This is a genomic window from Streptomyces sp. NPDC029216, assembly GCF_040648015.1.
Lineage (GTDB): Bacteria > Actinomycetota > Actinomycetes > Streptomycetales > Streptomycetaceae > Streptomyces.
In genome coordinates this window covers 1-5,127 of the sequence record NZ_JBEZWL010000257.1, presented here as the reverse complement: position 1 = coordinate 5,127, position 5,127 = coordinate 1, and the positions used below count along the sequence as shown (strand labels likewise).

Below are 5,127 nucleotides of genomic sequence, written 5' to 3'. Positions count from 1 at the left end.
CTCCGTACGCGGCGGCGGCCGCCCCGGCGGGCCCGGGCGACGGGCGCGGCGGGGAGCGGCCCGCCGAGCGCGAGGGGTGGCTGTGAGCGGGGCGACGGAGCGGCCCGGGCTCGGGTGCGTGGGCACGCCCCGGCTGCTGACCGGGCTCGACCGGACCCCGTGGCTCGACCGCGACGCCCATCTGGCGGCGCACGGCCCGCTGCCCCGCCTCCGCCCGGACGAACTCACCGACCTGGCCTCGGACATCGACCTGCGCGGCCGCGGCGGAGCGGGGTTCCCCTTCGCCCGCAAGCTGCTGGCGGTGATGCGCTCGGCCCGCGAAAAGGCGGCCGCCACCGCCGTCGTCGTCAACGGCAGTGAGGGCGAGCCGAGTTGCCTCAAGGACACCGCTCTGTTGCTGCACGCCCCGCACCTGGTGCTGGACGGCGCCCTGCTGGCCGCGGCCGCCGTGGCCGCCGAGGAGGTGGTGGTGGCGGTCACCCGGGCGGACGTGGAGCGCTCGGTACGGGACGCCGTCGACGAACGCGGCCCGGGCGGGCGTCGGGTGCGCGTGGCCCGGCTTCCCGAGCGGTTCGTCACGGGCGAGGGGACCGCCCTCGTCAGCGGTCTGAACGGCGGGCCCGCGCTGCCGTCGGGGCAGCGGGTGCGGACCAGCGAACGGGGCCTGGGCGGGGTGCCCACCCTGCTGTCGAACACCGAGACCTACGCCCAACTCGCGGTCGCCGCCCGGCTGGGCGCGCCGGCCTACCGCGCCGTCGGCCTGCCCTCCGAGCCGGGGACCGTACTGCTGACCGTCGCCGGGTCCACCGTCGTCGAGACCCCGTCCGGCACCTCCCTGGCGTACCTCCTGGACCTGTGCGGCTCGGGCGTCGGCCAGGGGGTGCTGGTCGGCGGCTACCACGGCCGCTGGCTGGATCCCGGGGCGGCCCGCTCCGCCGACGTGTCCCGGCAGTCCCTGGCCGCCTTCGGCGCGGTACTGGGGGCGGGGGCGGTGCTGCCGCTGCCGGAGGAGACCTGTCCGGCCGGGGAGGTGGCGGCGGTGACGCGCTGGATGGCCAAGGAGTCGGCCGGGCAGTGCGGGCCCTGCGTACGGGGGCTGCCCGCACTGGCCGACGTGCTGGAGGACGCCGTCCGGGGCGGGGGCCGGGCCGCCCTGGAGGCGGTGGAGGCCCGGCTGAGGGCCGTGCGGCGGCGCGGCGCGTGCAGCCATCCGGACGGCACCTCGCACTTCGTGGCCTCGGCGCTCGCCTCGTTCCCCGAGGAGTTCCGCGACCACGCGCTCGGCAGCGGCTGCGGCCGCCCGGTGACGGGGGCGCTGCCCCTGCCGCGCGAGGCGGAGGGCGGGGCGGAACGGCTGGTCGTGGACTGGACGCTGTGCAAGGGGCACGGGCTGTGCGTGGACATCCTCCCCGACGTCGTACGGCTCGACGCGGACGGCTACCCGGCCCAGGCCTCCATGCCGGTCCCGGCGCGGCTGCGGCCCAAGGCGCTGCGCGCGGTGCGGCGCTGCCCGGCGCTGGCGCTGCGGTTCCGGGAATGAGCCGTGCACGGCCGCGACGGGTCCCCGAGTTCATTCCTGTCGCGAAATGACAAATTCCCGGGGAATGGGGCTCCGACCGGCCCGGGCCCCGTATGAATGGGCGAAGGCAGTGAATGCACGGGATCGAACCAGAACCTCAAGGAGAGATCGTGAAGACAATGCGCCGTGAGATATTCGCCGGGTCGGCGGCGGTCGCGGTACTGCTGCTGACGGCAGGGTGCGGTGCCGGCGGGGATACCTCCTCGAAGGGGAATACGGTGAAGCCCGTGAGCGACAGCAAGCAGCTCGACCTGTACGGGTCGGACTACGGATCGGGGTCGGGTTCCGGATACGGCGGCGGGGCCTCCGACGCCCCGGCGGGCGGGGGCGCGAAGAGCGGTCCGGCCGGGCAGCTGAAGGTGCGGGAGATGCCGAACGTGGGGTCCGGGGTCACCGACGGCGAGGGCTTCACCCTCTACCGGTTCGACAAGGACACGGCCAAGCCCCCGAAGTCCAACTGCGAGGGTGACTGCGCCAAGGCATGGCCGGTGGTCCTGGCGGACGACCCGCAGGCCGGGGCGGGTATCGACGCCTCGCTGCTGGGCTCGGTCACCCGGGCCGACGGCACCCGGCAGCTGACGCTCGGGGGCTGGCCGGTGTACCGCTACGCGAAGGACGCCAAGGCGGGGGACGCGCTCGGCGAGGGCGTCGGCGGCACCTGGCACGTCCTGGGACCCGACGGGAAACCGGCCGGCAAGGGCGCGGGCATGGCGGGCATGGGCTCCGGCTCCGGCTCCGGCTCCGGTACGGGCTCGGGCTCGGGCTCCGGAATGGGTGCCGGCGCGGGAATGGACATGGGAACGGGGGCGAATACCGGAACGGACGGGAAGAAGGTGTCGCTCTCGGTCCGGCAGAACGCACAACTGGGCGGAATTCTCCAGAACGCGGAGGGCTGGACCCTGTACCGGTTCGACAAGGACAGTGCCTGGCCGATGAAATTCGGCTGCCTCGACGCCTGCCTGGACACCTGGAAGCCCGCCAAACCGGTGGACAAGGCGGAGGTCTCCGGAATTCCCGCCGAATTGGTCGGCTCGGTGAAACGGCCGGACGGTTCGGAGCAGCTGACGATCGACTGCTGGCCCGTCTACACGTTCACCGGTGACAAGCAGCCGGGCGACGTCAACGGGCAGGGCAAGCAGGGCCTCTGGTTCGCCGTCACCGACAAGGGCAAGAAGGCGAAGGCCGCCGGCTAGACGCCGGCCCCGACGCCCGCCCCCCGGTCCCGTGGTGCCCGGCTCCCCCTCCCCCGCCGGGCACCACGGCTTTCCTCCTCCTCGACCAGCCAGTGAGGTTCCCATGCCCCCGTCCGACCGCCGGATCCGCCGGGCGCTCGCGCAGGCCGCCGTCCTGTGCGCCGTGCTCACGGCCGGCGCCTGCGCCGCCGCTCCGGAACACCCCGGCGGCCAACCGGAGTCCGCGGCCCACACGGCCCACGGGGCGCCCGCCTCGCCCACCGCATCGTCCGCCCCGGCGACGGTCGAGCAGATCGCCGCCGCCCTCGGCTGCACGGCGGAGCTGGGCACCCAGGCCGAGGAACTGCGCCAGGGGTCCTGCGAGACCGGGCAGGGCGCCTACCGCATGACCACCTTCACCGCCGATGAGGGCCTGCGGTCCTGGCTGGCCGAGGCGCAGCCGTACGGCGGCGTCTACCTGGTCGGGGACCGCTGGGTCGTCACCGCCCCGTCGGCGGACGCCCTGTCCGGCCTGCGCGAGCGCCTCGGCGGCAGCATCGAGAACGGCGCCGGGCACAGCGGCCACTGAACACCGTACGGGGGGCCAACCCCCGGTGGCGCGTCGGCCAGTTGTCCGGAAATCCCCTCATTCGCGAGGAGGACGAGAGCCGCCGCGAGGGATGATTCGCCCGCCGCCGCCGTACTCCAAGGTGGGGGAATCACCCCTCACCGAAAGGAACGGCCCTTCCGTGCTGCGCTTGAAACGCCTCGCGCCCCTGCTCGCCACCGCCGGACTCCTCGCAACCTCCCTGCCCCTCCTGACGGCCACTCAGGCCGCCGCCGATCCCGCCGCCGCCCAGGACTACGGGCCGCCGAAGCCCGCCTGGCAGCGGTGCAGCGCCGAGCAGCCGGCCTCGTACGAGTGCGCGACGCTCAAGGTGCCGCTCGACTACCGGCAGCCCCGGGGGCGCACCCTCGACCTGGCGATATCCCGGGTCAAGAGCCCGGACCCCGCCAAGCGGCGCGGCGTCCTGCTGATGAACCCCGGCGGTCCGGGCGGTCCGGGGCTCGGCCTGCCGCTGATGGCGGACGCGGCCCTGCCCAAGGAGGTCCGGGAGCAGTACGACCTGATCGGCTTCGACCCGCGCGGGGTCGGCGCCAGCAGCCCGATCAGCTGCGGAATGACCGACGCCGAGCAGGAACTCCAGCGCGCCTACCGGCCCGAGACCTTCCCCTCGGACGTGGCCTGGGCGCGCACGGTCGCGGACAAGTGCCGCGAGAAGGCCGGGGCGGTGCTCCCGTACATCACCACCCGCAACACCGCCCGCGACATGGACGCGATCCGTGCGGCCCTGGGCGAGCGGAAGATCTCGTACCTGGGCTACTCGTACGGCACCTACCTGGGCGCGGTGTACACGCAGCTGTTCCCGGCCCGGACCGACCGGTTCGTGCTGGACAGCGCGGTCGACCCGCAGCGGATCTGGCGCGGGATGCTCCAGGTGTGGGCCACGGAGGCCGAGCCGGCGTTCGCGCGCTGGACGCGGTGGACGGCGGAGCGCGACGCGGAGTACCACCTGGGGACCACCCCGGAGGCGGTGTCCGCCACCTTCTGGGGCCTGGTGGCGCGGGCGGACCGCGAACCGGTCGAGTTCCAGGGCCAGAAGCTCACGGGTGACGACATCCGCAAGGCCCGCCCCCTGTTCTTCTCCCCGGCCCAGGCGGCCCCCGTCGTGAGCGCCATCAAGGCCGCCGCCGACGGCACTCCGCAGCCCGGGGGCCTGTCCGTGCCCGACCTGCGCCAGGCCCTGCGGGGCACGGCCGCCGAGCCCGCCTCGGACAACGGCATGTCCGTGTTCTGGTCGGTGGTGTGCGGGGACACCGACGCCTGGCCGCGCGATCCCGAGCAGTACCGGCGCGACGCCGAGCGGGACAAGGCCCGGTACCCGCTGTACGGGGACATGGCCTCCAACATCAAGCCGTGCGCCTTCTGGCAGCGTCCGGCCGAGGCGGCCACGCCGATGCGGATCCGGGCCGACGTGCTGACCGTGCAGAACGAATGGGACTCGCAGACCCCGCTGGTCAGCGGGCAGGGCATGCACCGCGCCCTCAAGGGGTCGAAGATGGTGCTCGCCCTCGGCGGCGAGGGGCACACGGTGTACCTGTCCGACCCGGGCTCCTGTGTGAACGCCACGGTCAGCTCCTACCTGGCCACCGGCCGGCTGCCGGCGCGTGACGTCACCTGCACCACCGTTCCGGCCCCGGCGCAGCGGCGCGACCTCGTACCGGGCCCGGCCCCGCTGCCGTTCCCGGCCGGACCCCAGCGGTTCTGATCGCGGCCGCCGGGGGCGTCCGTCACGCCCCCGGTGCCCGCTTCTC

General features: G+C 74.5%; 4 protein-coding genes. All 4 read left to right on the top strand.

The features are described from left to right. The first annotated feature begins 82 nt into the window (after nucleotides 1–82). The 4 genes from AB0F18_RS38365 to AB0F18_RS38350 all read left to right on the top strand — a co-directional run bounded on the left by AB0F18_RS38365 (nucleotide 83) and on the right by AB0F18_RS38350 (nucleotide 5,081). Nucleotides 83–1,540, top strand: a complete 1,458-nt coding sequence (locus AB0F18_RS38365) for an NADH-ubiquinone oxidoreductase-F iron-sulfur binding region domain-containing protein (RefSeq protein WP_362069931.1) — start codon at nucleotides 83–85, stop codon at nucleotides 1,538–1,540. Nucleotides 1,541–1,698: 158 nt separating this feature from the next. Then, nucleotides 1,699–2,772, top strand: a complete 1,074-nt coding sequence (locus AB0F18_RS38360; protein ID WP_362069937.1) for an SCO0930 family lipoprotein — start codon at nucleotides 1,699–1,701, stop codon at nucleotides 2,770–2,772. 103 nt (nucleotides 2,773–2,875) lie between these two features. Beyond that, on the top strand, nucleotides 2,876–3,340 hold the full coding sequence (locus AB0F18_RS38355) for a hypothetical protein (RefSeq protein ID WP_362069928.1): 465 nt from the start codon (nucleotides 2,876–2,878) through the stop codon (nucleotides 3,338–3,340). A gap of 163 nt (nucleotides 3,341–3,503) precedes the next feature. Then, nucleotides 3,504–5,081: an alpha/beta hydrolase gene (locus AB0F18_RS38350; RefSeq protein WP_362069934.1), complete on the top strand. Its 1,578-nt coding sequence runs from the start codon at nucleotides 3,504–3,506 to the stop codon at nucleotides 5,079–5,081. The last annotated feature ends 46 nt before the right edge of the window (nucleotides 5,082–5,127 follow it).

Bases quoted from the DNA above. Each gene is read 5' to 3' on its own strand.
- AB0F18_RS38360 (WP_362069937.1), top strand. From the start codon at position 1,699: ATGCGCCGTGAGATATTCGCCGGGTCGGCGGCGGTCGCGGTACTGCTG.
- AB0F18_RS38355 (WP_362069928.1), top strand. From the start codon at position 2,876: ATGCCCCCGTCCGACCGCCGGATCCGCCGGGCGCTCGCGCAGGCCGCC.